Below are 13,536 nucleotides of genomic sequence, written 5' to 3'. Positions count from 1 at the left end.
GTTGTACCGCAGGGATCTTCTGCTGGTACAGACTAGGAGCAAGGGTTGTGCCAATATTTAAACCATTGATATGTAAGAGATTAATGAGAGTTTATTCAAATTAGTGTTCATTCAGATGACATGTCTATACTGACATGTCAAAAATATGAACACAGGAGCAGCCCGTGATCCCACAGCCTATGGCCTTCAGCGAGCAAGACCTCGACTACATCACTGCACTTGGCCCGGCGCAATTGAGCGAGGGACCGATTGCTCAACTGGAACAGGCGTGGGATGCGTGCCTGAAGGGGCTTGTTGATCGACCTGCCGGGGTGAGACAGGTGATCTGGGATTCATGGCAGCGCAGCGTCAGCGCCGGCATCGACCCTGCCGACGGCGACTACCGGTTTGTCGCCCCTGATGAGCTCACCGCGACGCTGGCCGCCAATCGTGTGTTGATCGCGGCGGCAGCGCAGGTCATGCGTGGATTGCTGGCCTACAACCCCAGGGGTCATATCAACCTCACGGACGCTCACGGCACGACCCTGTATTTTTGCGGCCTGGACCTCACGCCCGTGGGCAGCCGGTTGCTGGAATCGGTGCAGGGCACCAACTGCACGGGGCTGGCGTTGGCCGAAGACCGGTTGGTGTACGTGCTGGCCGAAGAGAATTTTGGGCTTGGCCTGCGCCAACGGCGCATGCATTGCGCCGCCGCACCCATCAGGGATGGCCTGGGCCGCACCCTGGCGATGCTGACGCTGACCGCAGAGCCAGGCTGGTTTCACTTTCATACCCTGGGCACCGTTCAGGCAGCGGCTGAAGCGGTCTCGCGGCAGATGGCGCTCCAGGCGTTGCTGGAAGAACAGCAAACCGTGCTGGAAGTGCTCAACGAAGGCCTTGTGGTGCTGGATGAACGCGGCTGCATCAAGGCGCTCAACCGCTATGCCCGGCAACTGTTTCGAGTAGGCCGGGACCTGCTGGGCAGTCCGTTCCAGCGTCTGGGGCAGAGTGAACTGACCGATGAGATTCTGCTGCGTGGCGGGGAGGGGCTGCGGGACCTGGATTGCACCTTCGAGCTGCACGATCGCAGTCACCTGGCCTGCCTGGTGTCGGTGTGCCCGCTGGAGCAGGGGGGGCGGGTTGTTTCGTTGCGCGAGAACCGGCGCATCCGGGAAATTACCCGGCGGATCATCGGCACCCAGGCCAGCTACACCTTCGATACGATTCAGGGCAGCTCCCGAGCGATTCAGGATGCGTTGCACCTGGGGAGGATCGCCAGTCGCAGCGATTCGACGACGTTGGTCCTGGGGGAAAGCGGCACCGGCAAGGAGCTGTTTGCCCAGGCGATCCACAACGCCAGTGACCGGTGCAATGGGCCGTTTGTGGCGGTCAATTGCGGAGCCATTCCGCGCGACCTGGTGCAGAGTGAGTTGTTCGGGCACGTTGAAGGCGCCTTCACCGGATCGGCCCGCGGCGGATCGGCCGGCAAGTTCGAACTGGCCGATGGCGGCACGATCTTCCTTGATGAAATCGGCGACATGTCATTCGACGCTCAGGTCAGTCTGTTGCGGGTCTTGCAAGAAGGCGAGGTGACGCGAGTCGGCGCGAAGCAGTCCCGGCAGGTGAATGTGCGCATCATTGCCGCGACCCATCGAAACCTGAGCCAGGCGGTGGCCGATGGCGCGTTTCGCGAGGACCTCTACTACCGGCTCAACGTATTGAATCTGACAGTGCCGCCGCTGCGGATGCGACGCGAGGATATACCGCTGCTGGCGCGCCACTTCCTCAGCCGTTGCGCCCGCTCGCTACGTAAATCGGTGCAGGGTATCTCGCCTGAGGCGTTGGATATTCTGTCGGCGTATCACTGGCCAGGCAACGTTCGCGAACTGGAAAACGCCATTGAGCGGGCGACCAACCTGGCGATGAGCGAACAGCTTTTGCCGGGTGACCTGCCGTTGGAAATCAAGACGCGACAGCAGACGTTTATTTCGGGACCTGTGCCCGAGCCTCGTGCGTCGCTGGATCTCGGTGCCCATGAAATGAACGCGATCATTGCCGCCCTCAAAGGCACTCGCGGCAACATACGGCTGGCCGCGCAGCAACTCAACGTGTCCCGTGGCGGGCTGTACAACAAGATGAACCGGTTCGGACTGAGTGCCGATACGTTTCGCTCAGGGACGGGCGTTCTCTGAGGTCATGATCTGCAAGGGAATGTAGTGGCGATGCCTGGCTGGATCGAAGTCTGGCGATGTCTGCAACTCGATCAGCAAGTCGACGATGGCGGTGCCCAGCAGTCGCGGCTGGGAATCGATGATCAGGCTGATCAGACCCTCGGCCAGGGCCTGGCGCGACAGCTCGGTTGACTCTTGGAGAATGCAACACAGTGAGGGCCGTTTCGGCAGCTGTGACAGGGCGCTGATGACGCCGTCGCCGCCACCGCCGACCACGCACAAAGCGCGTAAGTCTTCATGGCGGGCCAACAGTTCCAGGGTTGCTTCTTCGGTGATGTCGCAATTGTCCAGGTTGATTACCGCTTCCAGCAATCGCAGCCCTGGGGCGTGCTCCGCCAGGTAACTGCGCAATCCCTCGACCCGCGCCTGATGCCCCAGGAAGCGGTGCCCACCGAGCAGCACACCGATGCTGCCCTTGCGAGCGCTGGCGGTGTGTGCCACCAGCCAGCCCATCGTGCGCCCGACCTCATGATTGTCCTGGCCGACGTAAGGTTCTTGGGCCTCTTCATGAATGTCCGAGAGCAAGGCGATCACCGGCACCCCCGCATCCCTGATCTGGGCAATGGCGGCATTGATCAGTGGGTGCGCAAAGCTGACCACCGCCAGGCCGTCGCACTGCACCGCCAATTGTTCTATCTGGGCAATGATGGCGGTGGGGGAGCGGTCAAAAACGTAGTCGAATTGAACGCTCAGGTTGGTGCCCGACTGGCGCTGCGCCGCCTCGGAGATGGCGGCGGCGACGTTGCCATAGAACGCCTGCGCGGTACCGAGCAAAAGAATGCCGAAGCGGTAGCTGGGACGTCGTTCACGGATCCGCTGGCCGATCAGCCGGGCGGCAAAATAACCGACGGCTTCGGCGGCCTGGAATACCTGCTCGGCGGTGGCCGGGTTGACCGGCGCCCTTGCGTTAAGTACCCGGTCTACGGTGGCGACACTCAAGCCGGCATGCGCGGCAACGGTGGCAATGGTTGGGCGTTTATTATCGTTCATGGCGGGCCCCGTGAGCGTCTTGATAGAAAACTATCAAGCTTCAATGGGGCTGGATGATAGCTTGATAGGGAATGTATTCAAGGGGTTGAGGCCAATCAATGGGCTCTCTATCTTTTCTCTCAACGATGTGACCTCGCATCGAAGCAAGTGCCTGAAACCACCCAGCTTGCGGAGAACAATAAAATGTCTGAACACCACGCAGCCTATGAAAAAACCGGTAATGCCGCGCCTCGGGATTATCGTCTGACCGGCCCTGAAGCCGCCCGCGCGCTGCAAAAAGGCCTGGCCTCGGCCAACTGGTATCAATCGCCTATCCCGCGTAAGCGCCTGAAAGAACTGATGCAACGCCGTGATGGCCCTGCGTTGGTGGATACCGCTCTCTGGTTGCTGGCATTGGTGGTCACCGGGTTCGGTGGCTATTGGTTCTGGGGCTCCTGGGCCTGTGTACCGTTCTTCCTTGCCTACGGTTTGCTGTATGGCACCGCCTCCAATGCCCGGTGGCATGAGACGGGTCATGGCACGGCGTTCAAGACCCGTTGGCTGAATGATGCGATCTACCAGGTGTCGAGCTTCATGTTCATGTTCGAACCCCATGTATGGCGCTGGAGTCACGCCCGGCACCACACTGACACCATCATCGTCGGGCGTGATCCGGAGATCGTCGAGCCGCGTCCGCCGAGCCTGGTGAACATGGTGCTGAGCCTGTTCAGGATGCCCTATGTGTTCACGACGATGTGGTCGGTCTGCCGGCACGCAACAGGGCGGATTGCTGAAGAGGAGAGTACGTTTATCCCGGAATCAGAATGGCCGAAAATTTTCACGGCGGCGCGTATCTGGCTGGTGATCTACGGGCTGACGGTGGCTGCCGCACTCTACTGGCAGAGCTGGTTGCCGCTGATGTTCATCGGCCTGCCAACCCTTTATGGCGGCTGGCTGTCGTACCTGTTCGGCCTGACGCAGCACGTCGGCCTGGCCGAGGACGTACTGGATCACCGCAGCAACTGCCGCACCATCTACATGAATCCGCTGCTGCGTTTTCTGTACCTCAACATGAACTATCACCTCGAGCACCACATGTACCCGATGGTGCCGTTCCACGCCCTGGCGCAGTTGCATGAAGAAATTCGTGATGACTGCCCGCCGCCCTACAACGGCTTGTTCGAGGCCCTGAAGGAAATCTTTCCGGTCATCTGGAAGCAGCGTAAGGACCCGACGTATTTCATCCGCCGCCCTCTGCCCCAGCGCGCAGAGCCGGCCGCCACCACTCAGGCAGAGCTGGCCTGACTGCTTTGTGTTTTACCCCTGACAAGAGAGAAACCGCCATGACCGATCAATGGATCGATGTCTGTGCCGTGGGCGATATAGACGAAGAAGACGTCATTCGTTTTGACCATGGCCAGCACACTTACGCTGTCTATCGCTCTGCCGAGGACCAGTTTTTCGCGACGGCGGGCCTTTGCACCCACGAATCCATCCACCTTGCCGATGGCCTGGTGATGGACCATGTGATCGAGTGCCCCAAGCATAATGGGCGGTTCGACTACCGCTCAGGTAAAGCATTAGGGGCGCCGGTATGCGTCAACCTTAAGACCTATCCGGTCCGTGTCGAGGCGGGGCGGGTCCTGCTCGCGATTGCCGTTTAACTGCCTGGAGGCTGTGCCATGAACCTTGCTGATGCTCCACTGGTTATCGTGGGGGCCGGACACGCCGGCGGCCGCGCGGCGCTGACCTTGCGCGCCGAAGGCTATCGCGGTCGCCTGGTCCTGATCGGTGACGAGCCCCATGCGCCCTACGAACGTCCGCCCCTGTCCAAGGGCTTGCTGCAGGGCACTGTTGAACTGGCGAATTGCAACGTGTGCGACCATGCGCAGCTCGCCGAGTTGGGCATCGAACACCTGACCGGCAAGCCGGTGACAGGCCTCGACCCACAGCAGCACCGCCTGCGATTTGCCGATGGCAGCGGGTTGCAGTACGCCCGCCTGTTGCTGGCGACCGGGGGCAGGGCACGACGCTTACCCGATGTGCCGGCGCATCTGGCCAATGTGTTTTATCTGCGAACCCATGATGAGGCGTTGGCATTGCGTGCGTCGCTGCAGCCGGGTACGCGTCTGGTGATCATCGGCGGTGGCTTTATCGGGCTTGAAGTCGCCGCCTCCGCCCATGCCTTGGGTTGTGCGGTGACGGTGCTGGAAGCCGGGTCACGGCTGGCGGGCCGAGTCCTGCCGGAACGCGCGTCCGGTGCCCTGTTGGAGCTGCATCGCAAGCAGGGCGTGGACGTTCGCTTGAACGTAGCCATCGAAGCGGTGCAGGGCGACCTGTGTGCAGCGTCGGTGCGGTTGGTCGGCGGTGAGGTGTTGGCGTGCGACCTGCTCGTCGTCGGTATCGGCATGCAACCCAATATCGAGCTGGCAACGGCTGCCGGGCTTGATGTAGGGCATGGCATTCGTGTCGATGCGCAGTTGCGCACCAGTGAGCCGGACATCTTTGCCGCAGGCGATGTCTGTGAGTTCCGGCTGCACCCTCAAGGCGCTTTCCAGCGGCAGGAAACCTGGCGCAACGCGGAAACCCAGGGCCGTCACGCCGCCTTGAACCTGCTGGGTGGTGAATTACCCTTCGAGGGGATTTCGGGGTTCTGGTCCGATCAGTACGACTGGGGGCTGCAAACCGTGGGAGTGATCAGCCACACAGAACCCTCGGCGAGCCGGGCAATGCCGGGGGGCGGGTTCCTGCTGTTCTACCTCAATGCCGATCAACATCTGCAAGGGGCTTTTGGTTGGGGGCAGGGCAATAGCATCGCCAAGGACATCAAGCTGTGCGAACGCCTGATCGCCAATCGCGGCCCGCTGTCGGTGCGCGACTTGGGAGATGCCGGGGTGCCGCTCAAACACCTGTTGAGGAGCTGACATGCGTGACTTCCTGGTATTCCAGTCGCTGTGGTCGATGCAAGATCACCGAGGCCAGTGCGATCTCCCAATTGAAGCGCAGCTTGAGAAAATTGCCGGCGCAGGCTTCGACGGGGTCACCGACCATTTCTGGCTTGCCCCACAGGCCAAGCGGTTGCATGCCGCCGCCAACGCCCAGGGCTTGCATATCGAGGGGCAGGTGTTTCCGCAAACTGTGGACGATCTGGCAGAGGCGCTCGACGCTGTCGCCCGCTATGGTTGTCATCACCTTACGCTTCAGGCAGACGTGCGGCCGCGTACGCTGTCCCAAGCGATGACACTGATCGAAGGCTGGCAGCGTTTGGCCGAACAGGTGGACTTTCCAATCCTGTTGGAAACCCATCGTTATCGCCTCACCAGTGACCTGCTGTTCACCCTCGACCTGCTGGCTGCAATGCCCGACCTCAAACTACTGGCCGACCTGTCTCACTATGTCGTAGGGCGCGAACTGCCGGCGCCGGCCATGGAGGAAGACGATGAGCACATTCACACCATCTTGCGCCACAGTTGGGGGTTTCACGGCCGGGTGGCCAACGGCGAGCAGGTTCAGGTGCCCTTGAGCTTCGATCAACACCGCCCTTGGCTGGAGCGATTCCTGGGCTGGTGGCGTTACGGGATCGAAGATTGGCTGGCCCGTGCGCATACGCCTGCCAGCCTATCGTTCACCTGCGAGCTCGGCCCGCCACCGTATGCCATTACCGGCGCGGACGGGCGCGATATCACTGATCGCTGGGCTGAAGCATTGATGCTCAAGGAACTGATGCGCGATGTCTGGAAAGACTGCCTGGCAAAGTCGTTGCTGTGAGCGTGCTCAGGCTCACAGCGGCACACGGGCAGCCTTGAATTGGCGCAGTACAAAGCTCGACTTCGAATGGCGCAACCCGGGACGCTACCTTGGTTAACGCGTTAAACTAATCAGCTAAACAGCGTCGGATGATTAGCCTCACTTCGCACACCAAAACGTCAACGGAACTGCGTTTATGAAATACAGCTGGATCGCACTTGTCTTACTGCTTTGCGCCTGCACGAGCGGCCCCAACCACCAGGAGCAAATGGTAGAGAAGCGCTTATGGGAATATCAGTTGCTCACTCACCTCAACCACTTCAAGTCCTATCCCGAAGAAGCTCGCCTGCAAAGGCTGACCGGCATGGTCAGGGTGGCCTTTGTCGTCGACGCCAAAGGCAACCTGATACGCCACAAAATTGTCAGCCACACGGGCTCGGATCTGTTTGTCGGGGCTGTGGAGGCATTGATTCCGGCGGCATCGCCAGTGCCTGCGCCCCCGCCCTCCATGCTGCGTAAAGGTGAAATTGAAGTGGTGGCGCCCTTTGTATTCTGCATCGAGCAGGGCGCTTGCACCGGCTCACCGCCGCAGCGAATTTAGCGAAAACCGGTGGGCAAATGACAGGCAAAGAAAAGCCCGCGATGGGGAGCGCGGGCTTAAAGGTTTTTACCAGGAGCTGAGATGACCATAGGCGCCTGGGTGTGAAAGGTGTGTGAAAGGACAGCACATCGCACCGTCAGTTGGATATTTCGAGCCCCGGCGTTTGCCGGGGTTTTTTCGTATACGGCGTCGCAACTTCTCACGGGAACAAGTGTTCAAAAATGCAGTCATAGCGATGTGCCATCTCGGCAGATCAGAAAGGAATCAATTGATGTCTATCGTGGGTAAAGCTTCGTTCGCTGTTGTCGCTTCGTTGTTGATCGGTGCAATGGCCCCGTCAGTTCTGGCGGCGAGTCCGGCGCGGTGGGGGGAATTCGGTGCGTCGGTCGGTAACAAACTCACCGCGAGCAGTTCGGGCGCAGGTGGCGAATATTTCCTGCACCCGTCGGACATTTCGGTAGGTGACATTCAGGACATGCGCGACTTGCTCAAGCGCAATGACAGCGAAATTCAAAGCCTGGAAAGCAAGCTGGACGGCCAGGCTCGCGCCCTTGAAGATCTGAAGAAAAACACTGGCTCAAGTTCCAGCTCCAGTGACGGCCAGCTGTCCGAGCTCAAGCGCACCGTATCCGATCAGAAAAACACCATCGACAAACTCAAGAGCGAGATTGAAGACCTGAAGCGCAATTCAAGTTCCAGCTCAAACTCCAGCTCCAGCGAACTGTCCAGCCTCAAAAGCACCGTCAGTGATCAGAAGCGCAGCCTTGAAGACCTCAAGCGCAGTGTCGACAACCTCAGCAGCAAGGTGAAGTAAAAGCGCATCAGCCGTGTTGCCGCTGAAAGCCTGGCCAAGAGGTCTATCGTTACTGCGCCTTTTACCGGGCCAAACGGTGGGACATGACCACCATCGGGATCGCTGTGATGTCGGTGCTGAATGGGATCTCTGCCAGGCGTTCAAACCCGCAGCGCTGATAAAACCGTTGGGCGCTTTCATTGGTTTTGAGTACTTCTAGCCACAGCAGCGGTTGTTGGTGGGTGTGTGCAAGCTGAAGCACATGGTCCAACAACTGCTGCCCGTGGCCTTTGCCGGCCTCGGACTTCAGGAAGTAGATTTTTTGCAGCTCTGCGCCGGTTTCATCGCTGCTTGGGATCGCCCGGTTCCAGTTGACTTTGGCGAACCCGACGGCGCGTGCCTGCTCATCCCGGGCGAGTAACCAGCAATGCGCTGCGGGACGCTCAAGGGTGTCTTGCAGCGATTCTGGAGAGAAGTCCTTATCCAGGAAATCCTGCATGCCCGCCGGGCTCCAGATGGCCGAGAAATGCTCGGTGTAGGTCTCGATGCCAATGTCACGCAGCACTGCACAATCGCTGACCGTCGCCTGTTTGATGCTGATCATCTTCCCTGCTCCATGAGTGCACGCCTGTGCGACGCCCGGTAGGTTACACCGCTTTACCCGGGTGTATGGTAGACCGGGCAAACACCTGGATTATCTCTGGAGAGAGAGGTGACTATGAGCACGCCCATGCTGAACAAACTGCATCTCAACGGCTATGACATCGTGCAGGTCAACAGTGGCCCGTGGCGGGTCTGTACCAAGGCTGACCGCCTGGCATCCTTCGGCTCCCGGGAGCAGGCACTGGCCTATGCCGCTGCACTGCCGGGATACAAGGCGCGGTCGAGGCCGGTAGCCAACGATGCTTGAACCCTCAACAGCCTCGGTCAGTCCGGGGCTTTTTATTGGGTCTCGCTTGAGCAATACATAAACGGTGGCGAGGGAGCTTGCTCCCGCTGGAGTGCGAAGCGCTCCCAGGATTTTGGGGCCGCTGCGCAGCCCAACGGGAGCAAGCTCCCTCGCCACACAGCGGATATTTTGGGATGATTCGCAGCTGATTAGCCCGTAGGAACCTGTCATGTCCCTGGCAACTTTATTTCTGTTCGTCATGATGAGCGCCGCGATTATCGCGATTCCCGGTCCGACGGTTTTGCTGGCCCTGCAAAACGGTTCGCGCCACGGTTTGCAGGCGGCGTTCTGGGGCATGGCCGGAGCGGTGTTGGCGGACGCGTTGCTGGTAACGGCGGTGGCCTGCGGCCTGGGGCTGTTGCTGGCGGCCAGCGAAGGGTTGTTTCAGGCGCTGAAATGGATGGGTTCGGCGTACCTCATCTGGATCGGTTGGCAGATGCTGCGCGCACCCCAAGCCGCGCTACCGACCGTGGGCGAAGGTGAGGACACTGGCACTCGCACTGCGAGTATTTTCACCCGCAGCTTCCTCGTGGCGATTTCCAATCCCAAGGCGTTGTTGTTCATGTCGGCGTTCCTGCCGCAATTCGTCGACAGCACCCAGGCGCAACTGCCGCAGTACGCGTGCCTGTTGCTGGCGCTGTGTGTGCTGAACGTCAGCATCATGATGTTCTATGCGGTGTGTGGGGCGCGCCTGCTCAGTCGCCTGCGGCCCGCACACTTGCAGCGCTTCAACCGTGGGGCGGGTGGTTTGCTGGTGACAATGGGCGTGCTGTTGGCCGCCTATCGTCGTGCTCCGGCTGCTTGAGCTAGACGAATGGCTGGCCGCTGAAACCGCGTGGCAGGCGCTGACGGCCTGGCAGGTCAGTCAGGCGCTGTGTCCAGGCGCTGCGCCAATCACCGGCGACATGTTCCGCTTTTGATCTGCGTGCAGCACGTCGGGCGGCGTTGCGTTGGGTGCGGCGGGCTTCCTTGAAGGCTTCGGTGTTACGGCAGGTACGGCATTTGACCCGCTTCAGCTCGGTGCTGGAAGGGAGGTTATTGCCGTGATGACCGCAGGCGAGGTGGCCGGCGACTTTGAAGTGAATGACCATGTAAGCGTCTCCTTCTGGGGGGATGCGTCGCATCGGCAAGCTGTTGATGCGCGCGGGCAGGGCGGGCAGCCATTGGCTGACTTTCACCGCTCTGTCTTTTATGACAGTTCGCTGCCCCATGCGTTCGTTTGAGGGTATTTCGCGACCGACGACACCCATAGCGCCTGCTGCTATTCGTGAGGCACTCGCTCGTTTACTCTCCAGGCACACACACAATGTGAATGGAGTGGAAGATGAGTCATCAAGAGTCCCAGGAAGGCGGCTGCCGTTGTGATCGGGTGCGGTTTATCGTGACCGAAAAACCGCTGATTACCATGGCGTGTCATTGCACCGGTTGCCAGAAGATGTCGTCCAGCGCGTTCTCCCTGAGCGCGCTGATCCCCGCCAGTGGATTTACCATCACCCAGGGCAACCCGGTGATCGGCGGGTTGCATGGCGTAGACCGCCATTACTGCTGCCCGCACTGCATGAGTTGGATGTTCTCCCGCCCGAATGGCGTCGAGGACCTGATCAACTTGCGGCCCACCATGTTTGATGATGTCAGCGGTTATGTGCCGTTTATTGAAACCTGGACCAGCGAAAAGCTGCCGTGGGCGTCTACGCCGGCGCAGCACAGCTTTGCGCAGCTCCCGGAGCGGGAGGATTTTCCCGCGCTGATTCAGGCGTACGCCGAATACAGCGCCGGTTGAACTAATCCATCAGCGCCAGCAGGTCGGTGTCGCCCACGTCGCGCCCGGCCTGGGTCAGCAGCGTGGTCACCTGGCCCCGGTGGTGGGTCTGGTGATTGAAGAAGTGCACGAGTAACGCATGAAAGTTCTTGTGCATGGCCGTACCTGCCATGTTGCGGTAGGCCAGTGGCTGATCCAGCTCCGGCTCGCTGATGGATTGCGTCCAGTCGATGATGATCTGGTCGAGCCAGGCGCGATGGGCCGACAGTTCACGGATATTGGCGAAGGCCAGTTGATCCAGGCGTGGCGGCAATGCCAAAGCGCTTAATGGCGCCAGCGCGGCAAAGCCTGCCGGATGTTCGGCGAAACGCTTGAGCCAGACGCGGTCACCCAGGGCGAGGTGGTTCAGCGTGCCAAGGATCGAGCCGAAGAACGCACCACGGTCGGCAATCAGATCCGCGTCGCTCAGGCCGCCGGCCGCCTCGTACACCTTGCGGTTCATCCACTGGTTGTAGGTCGCCATCAAGGCAATCTGCTCGGTACGGGTCACGTGGGGCTTCCTCGATAGGCGGGTGGCACCATCATAAAGCGCGCCTGTCGGGCGGTCATGGTGTTCTGGCGCAGCCGGTCTATTGTTGTTGATCTGGAACTCTGCGCCCTGGGAGGGTGACACCATGAATACCGGCGATCTACTGGAACAATTGCTGCGCGCGGGCCAAGGCTCTACGAGTCAACAGGGCGGCTCTGCCCCCGCGTCTCAGGGCGGGCTGGGTGGCTTGGGCGGGCTGCTTGGCGGTTTGCTGGGCGGCGGCGGTGCTTCGGCTTCAGGCGGTGGCGGCCTCGGTGGTTTGCTCGGTGGACTGGGAGGCATGCTCGGCGGCACCCGCACCGCGCCGCAAGGGCGCACGGGCGGCACCAACTACGCGGCGCTGGCGTCCCTGGGCATGATGGCGTTCCAGGCGTATCAGGCCTGGCAGCGGCAACAGGCGTCGGCACCGCAGGAGGCGTTGCAGACGGTTGACCAGCTGTCTGGCGCGCAGGTCGAAGAACACAGCCACGCCGTGCTGCGCGCATTGATCGCGGCGGCCAAGGCGGATGGCGAGATTGATGAGCGCGAGCAGCAGATGATCTCGGCCGAAATCGGCAAGCACACCGATGATCCACAATTGCAGACGTGGCTGGATGCCGAGGTGGCCAAGCCGCTGAATGCGGCGGATTTTGCCGAGTTTGCCGGGGACCCGGCGGTGGCGGCCGAGGTGTACCTGGTCAGTGTGCTGCTGGTGGATGACCAGCAGGACGCGGAGCGCAGTTACCTGGATGAACTGGCGGGGCAGTTGAAGATTGATCCTGCGTTGCAGGTGCATCTGGAGCAGCAGGCCAAGGGACAGGTTTAAATCGCTATTTACTGTCATACCAAATATGTGGCGAGGGAGCTTGCTCCCGTTGGGCTGCGCAGCAGCCCCAAAACAATCGACCGTGTGCTTTCAGATAGAAATCGGTCGTAGGTTTTAGGGCCGCTTCGCGCCCCAGCGGGAGCAAGCTCCCTCGCCACAGGTTGATCATCGTCTGGGTTAGAACCGCAGCGTGGCCCCCGTCGTGAGCCACTGATGTTGATCCCCGATCAAACTGCGCCCCACCACCAGGTCCACATCCACATTCTTGCCGATGTGTACCCTCGGCCCCGCCTGCCACGCCTGGTCGCCACCTTGCTGGCCGTAACGTTCGGCGATCAGCGTCAGCGAATCCATCACGCTGTATTCAAACCCGGTGCCCCAGGTCGGCCGATGAGTCTGGTCGCCGTCGTTATAGGCATGGCTCCAACCCGCGTTGAAGTTCAGCCGCAGGGCCTCCAGCGGTTGCCAGGTAAACGGTACATTCAAGTCCGCGCCATCAAACGAATGTTGACGGTTCAGCGCGTAATGCACGCCGGCAGACGCGGCCAGTTCCAGGCCCAGGTCTTCCCGGGCCCACAACTGGGCCTTGAGCTGCGGATTGACCTGGGTTTCCCCGTCGCCATCATGGTTGGCTCGCGACACGGCGGCGGTCCACTGCAACCAGGGAATGGCGGTAGAGGTGCAAGCCGGCGCCAGGGTTTCGTTGTGGGTGGAGCCGTCGTGCCGATTGGCGGTGAACCAGGCGTCGACATTGCATTCGCCCGGGGCATTGATCGCGCCATCATCGACCACGTAGGAGCCGCCGGCCGCGTTGGCATTCGACATCAGGCTGAGCACCAGCACGATGCCCGCCGTCACGCCGACGAAGATCAGGTTGCGCCGCACCGCGCGTCGCTTGGAGGCGGGCAGGGGATGGAAGGTAAGGTGGGTGGTGCGGTTGCGGTATTTAGCGAAACCGTCAGGGGTGTGTTTCTTGTACATGGTGAACCTCGATCAACAGCCGGAGGCGTGTCCCGACCGGACTTGGCAGGGACGCGCCGTGATTCAAATAGAAAAAGGTGTGCAACGGGGTGCGGCTACAACTGGGTTCTTCTTTCATGTCTGGATGCTCCAA

Annotated in this window: 16 protein-coding genes; 11 read left to right on the top strand and 5 right to left on the bottom strand. The window is 60.7% G+C overall.

The genetic code is table 11. The features are described from left to right. The first annotated feature begins 179 nt into the window (after positions 1-179). Positions 180-2,171, top strand: coding sequence for a sigma-54-dependent Fis family transcriptional regulator (locus tag HBJ59_RS23940; RefSeq protein WP_167665022.1), 1,992 nt, complete (start codon positions 180-182; stop codon positions 2,169-2,171). Here HBJ59_RS23940 and HBJ59_RS23935 read toward each other — a convergent pair. Next, entirely contained in the window at positions 2,151-3,200 is a 1,050-nt protein-coding gene (locus HBJ59_RS23935; RefSeq protein WP_076013973.1) for a LacI family DNA-binding transcriptional regulator, read from the bottom strand. The two genes, HBJ59_RS23940 and HBJ59_RS23935, sit on opposite strands and share 21 nt — an antisense overlap. Before the next feature lie 183 nt (positions 3,201-3,383). On the opposite strand from HBJ59_RS23935, the gene HBJ59_RS23930 reads away from it, so the two are divergent. From HBJ59_RS23930 to HBJ59_RS23905, 6 genes are all read left to right on the top strand, one after another. Further along, complete coding sequence (locus tag HBJ59_RS23930; RefSeq protein WP_167664948.1) at positions 3,384-4,484, top strand: fatty acid desaturase family protein; 1,101 nt, start codon at positions 3,384-3,386, stop codon at positions 4,482-4,484. 38 nt (positions 4,485-4,522) lie between these two features. Continuing rightward, entirely contained in the window at positions 4,523-4,843 is a 321-nt protein-coding gene (locus tag HBJ59_RS23925) for a MocE family 2Fe-2S type ferredoxin (protein WP_076013976.1), read from the top strand. 18 nt (positions 4,844-4,861) lie between these two features. After that, positions 4,862-6,103 carry an NAD(P)/FAD-dependent oxidoreductase gene (locus HBJ59_RS23920; RefSeq protein WP_167664947.1) on the top strand — a complete coding sequence of 414 codons (1,242 nt, stop codon included), beginning with the start codon at positions 4,862-4,864 and terminating at the stop codon, positions 6,101-6,103. Between the two features lies 1 nt (position 6,104). Next, a complete protein-coding gene (locus HBJ59_RS23915; protein ID WP_076013978.1) occupies positions 6,105-6,947 on the top strand; it encodes a sugar phosphate isomerase/epimerase in 843 nt (280 codons plus the stop codon). Positions 6,948-7,122: 175 nt separating this feature from the next. Continuing rightward, positions 7,123-7,527, top strand: coding sequence for a TonB family protein (locus HBJ59_RS23910; protein ID WP_076013979.1), 405 nt, complete (start codon positions 7,123-7,125; stop codon positions 7,525-7,527). A 271-nt stretch (positions 7,528-7,798) separates the two neighbouring features. Then, positions 7,799-8,341 carry a hypothetical protein gene (locus tag HBJ59_RS23905; protein ID WP_143503543.1) on the top strand — a complete coding sequence of 181 codons (543 nt, stop codon included), beginning with the start codon at positions 7,799-7,801 and terminating at the stop codon, positions 8,339-8,341. A gap of 61 nt (positions 8,342-8,402) precedes the next feature. Here HBJ59_RS23905 and HBJ59_RS23900 read toward each other — a convergent pair whose 3' ends face one another. Beyond that, positions 8,403-8,924 carry an N-acetyltransferase gene (locus tag HBJ59_RS23900; protein WP_167664946.1) on the bottom strand — a complete coding sequence of 174 codons (522 nt, stop codon included), beginning with the start codon at positions 8,922-8,924 and terminating at the stop codon, positions 8,403-8,405. A 114-nt stretch (positions 8,925-9,038) separates the two neighbouring features. On the opposite strand from HBJ59_RS23900, the gene HBJ59_RS23895 reads away from it, so the two are divergent. Beyond that, positions 9,039-9,230 carry a hypothetical protein gene (locus HBJ59_RS23895; RefSeq protein WP_023658809.1) on the top strand — a complete coding sequence of 64 codons (192 nt, stop codon included), beginning with the start codon at positions 9,039-9,041 and terminating at the stop codon, positions 9,228-9,230. A 208-nt stretch (positions 9,231-9,438) separates the two neighbouring features. Then, positions 9,439-10,074, top strand: coding sequence for a LysE family translocator (locus HBJ59_RS23890; RefSeq protein WP_076013982.1), 636 nt, complete (start codon positions 9,439-9,441; stop codon positions 10,072-10,074). Position 10,075: 1 nt separating this feature from the next. Here the strand turns inward: HBJ59_RS23890 and HBJ59_RS23885 are convergent, their stop codons facing one another. Next, a complete protein-coding gene (locus HBJ59_RS23885; protein WP_167664945.1) occupies positions 10,076-10,360 on the bottom strand; it encodes a hypothetical protein in 285 nt (94 codons plus the stop codon). 233 nt (positions 10,361-10,593) lie between these two features. Between HBJ59_RS23885 and HBJ59_RS23880 the strand changes: the two genes are divergently transcribed. Further along, positions 10,594-11,049 (top strand): GFA family protein, encoded by a 456-nt coding sequence (locus tag HBJ59_RS23880; protein WP_167664944.1) that lies wholly within the window; start codon positions 10,594-10,596, stop codon positions 11,047-11,049. 1 nt (position 11,050) lies between these two features. Here the strand turns inward: HBJ59_RS23880 and HBJ59_RS23875 are convergent, their stop codons facing one another. Beyond that, the gene (locus HBJ59_RS23875) at positions 11,051-11,578 is read right to left on the bottom strand and encodes a DinB family protein (protein ID WP_167664943.1); all 528 of its coding nucleotides are present in this window, start codon (positions 11,576-11,578) and stop codon (positions 11,051-11,053) included. 124 nt (positions 11,579-11,702) lie between these two features. Between HBJ59_RS23875 and HBJ59_RS23870 the strand changes: the two genes are divergently transcribed. Continuing rightward, positions 11,703-12,422, top strand: a complete 720-nt coding sequence (locus HBJ59_RS23870; protein ID WP_167664942.1) for a tellurite resistance TerB family protein — start codon at positions 11,703-11,705, stop codon at positions 12,420-12,422. Between the two features lie 177 nt (positions 12,423-12,599). Here HBJ59_RS23870 and HBJ59_RS23865 read toward each other — a convergent pair whose 3' ends face one another. Beyond that, a complete protein-coding gene (locus HBJ59_RS23865; protein ID WP_167664941.1) occupies positions 12,600-13,403 on the bottom strand; it encodes a hypothetical protein in 804 nt (267 codons plus the stop codon). Between the last annotated feature and the right edge of the window lie 133 nt (positions 13,404-13,536).

It is taken from the genome of Pseudomonas sp. AN3A02 (genome assembly GCF_011765255.1).
Lineage (GTDB): Bacteria > Pseudomonadota > Gammaproteobacteria > Pseudomonadales > Pseudomonadaceae > Aquipseudomonas.
The sequence above is the reverse complement of the archived record's forward strand: the minus strand, read 5'-3'. Positions and strand labels throughout refer to the sequence as shown.